General features: G+C 55.2%; 1 protein-coding gene. It reads right to left on the bottom strand.

What is annotated here, in order from left to right:
* Window positions 1-117 precede the first annotated feature (117 nt).
* Window positions 118-1,779: a group II intron reverse transcriptase/maturase gene (ltrA, locus tag A7K61_RS30540; protein ID WP_024073359.1), complete on the bottom strand. Its 1,662-nt coding sequence runs from the start codon at window positions 1,777-1,779 to the stop codon at window positions 118-120.
* Between the last annotated feature and the right edge of the window lie 582 nt (window positions 1,780-2,361).

Raw genomic sequence — 2,361 nt, 5'->3', positions numbered from 1 at the left:
GGATCTGGTTGTCGGGTAGTCAGACGCGGTTGCCCGCGTCCAACCCCCTAAGAACCGTGCATGCGAGTTTCCCAGCACACGGCTCAAGCCTCTGCTAAGGCGCCATTGGGCACCCGGTTATACATCGTCGACATTGGCAAATTGCACATCTCGTGGGCAACGCAGGTGGTAAATCTCAAGATTAGCCGCAGCGTCCGTCCCGCCATGACCTAGCTTCACAATATGGCGACTGTGCCACGGTGTGTCTTTGGTCACCGGCTTGAAGCAGGCGCAGCACCTGCCGCCCTGTTGCACCCATACCCGATACAGCTTGGCTCGACCTTTAACGGAAGTGAGCATCTTCTTGCCCCAGCGGGACTCGAAGTACTCATCCCATGCAGGGTCGTGAGGGTTGGCAGCAGCCTTAATCTTGATATGTCGCACAATCGGTGTGTCTGAGGCGTCTACTAGCGTGTACTGACGCTTCCGACCATCGGCGGATTTTTCAGTACACGAGAACACCCAACGGCGCGCCCCTTGTACTTTGAAATACCGATCCTTCACCCATCGGCGTGTCTTGCGAGGGTGGCGACGTACCGCCCATCGCCAGAGCATTTCCCACACTGCGCTGTCCACCTGGTTGAAGACCTTCTTGGCGACGACATGACTGTGATAGTTCGCCCAGCCCCGTAGAACCGGGTTGAGCAAACCTATCAAGTTAGCCTGTCGTATCGTTTTGTTGGTCTTGATCAACTCTCGCAGCTTGGCAAGTAGAGCCCCGATGTTCGCCTTGGACGGCTTGATCAGGAGCTTGCCGTTGTACTTGCGCAGGTTCCATCCGAGGAAGTCGAACCCGTCCCCTATGTGCGTTATCTTGGTTTTTTCCGGAGAGAGGACAAGTCCACGCTCTGCCAGAAATTCAACCACGGCGGGCCTGACTTCATTCTCCAGCCATTCTTTCGAACAACCAGTGATGATGAAATCATCTGCATAACGCACCACGCGCATTTTTCGGGCTGTCCACTTCGCGTTGGGAAATCTCTTCGCCAGCATCGCTTCCAACCCATCCAGCGTCATGTTCGCCAACCCCGGGGATATGATGCCTCCCTGCGGGGTTCCGGCGTGGCTGGGGAATAGCTGCTTTTGGTAGACATAACCAGCCCGGAGCCATTTCTGCAAAATCGCCTTGTCCATGGGAATGTTGGCGATCAACCAGTCATGGCTGATATTGTCGAAACAGCCTTGAATGTCGCCCTCTAACACCCATTCCGCGTTTGCTTTTCGTGACAGCACACCAAAGCACTGTGCGACGGCATCCGCAGTTGAGCGTTCCGGCCTGAACCCATAAGAGTTCGGGTCGCCGGTAGTTTCCGCTATCGGTTCCAGAGCCAGCAGATGAAGCGCCTGCATGGCCCGGCATTTCATCGCGGGAATTCCAAGAGGTCTCGTTTTGCCGTTTTTCTTCGGAATAAGCACTCTCCGAAGCGGGAGCGGCGAGTAACCTCGCCGCGTCAACGACTCTATCGCGCCGAGCTTGGCCCTAGGCGTATTCCAAGTAACCTTGTCCACGCCGGGGGTATTTTTGCCTTTGTTTTCAGACACCCGTTTCACAGCAAATGCCTTGCCACTGAACGAGTGAGTCAGCAGCCATTGCAGGGCTTTCACCTTGTTATGTCTGCCATCTTGTACAGCCTTCACAATACGCGCTTGCAGCCCTCTGACACGACGTTGTACGGCGATCCAATCGATGCTGTCCCACGACGTGCCGGAAGGTGCACACGCCAATGCTGCTGCGTTCATTTGCTCTCCTTCCGTTGAAAGGGTTCTACCTACTCTCGTGTGAAGAGAGACCATGAGGACGTCTGCCCGCTTTCGCGTGAAGTGATGTTTCAACCTCTATCCAACCCATTACAGGACGGCGTTCGCTTTTTCCTCGTTCCTTCGCCCGCACCGCCATGGGCAATTTTTACAAACGGCTTTCCCTGACGGGAGCGATACGGGATTTCCACGTTCCGCTTACTGAAGTGCGTCGGGTTAGGTGCCTGCTATCGACCGGGAGGCATGTGGGTCACGAATGCGTAGTAGAAAGACGCAGTTCCCACCTCCATTACCATTTTGGTTCGAGCGTGTAAGCCATTTCCGCTCGCTTAATTTAACGATCGTTGCGCAGATTCACGTGTGTTCACCATACCAACTATCTAGCACTTGTCCGGCCATGGCTGCCAGAAGGGTACGCCTCTCACGATTGGTACCCCGCACCTTGCGGCGCCTCGTAACATTGTCGAAGGCGCTCTTGATTCAGCCTTCTAGATTCACCCGGTGACACGGGTGGTTCCCACCAAGGGGGAACAACTTCATTAAGCGACTTCGTGTCGCACTTCC

It is taken from the genome of Pseudomonas sp. AP42 (assembly GCF_001728935.1).
Lineage (GTDB): Bacteria > Pseudomonadota > Gammaproteobacteria > Pseudomonadales > Pseudomonadaceae > Aquipseudomonas > Aquipseudomonas lactis.
Note: the sequence above shows the minus strand (reverse complement) of the source record. Positions and strands in the feature narration are given on the sequence as shown.

What these genes read in the sequence shown, in the direction of transcription:
- ltrA (WP_024073359.1), bottom strand. Translation starts at nt 1,779, where the DNA reads ATGAACGCAGCAGCATTGGCGTGTGCACCTTCCGGCACGTCGTGGGAC.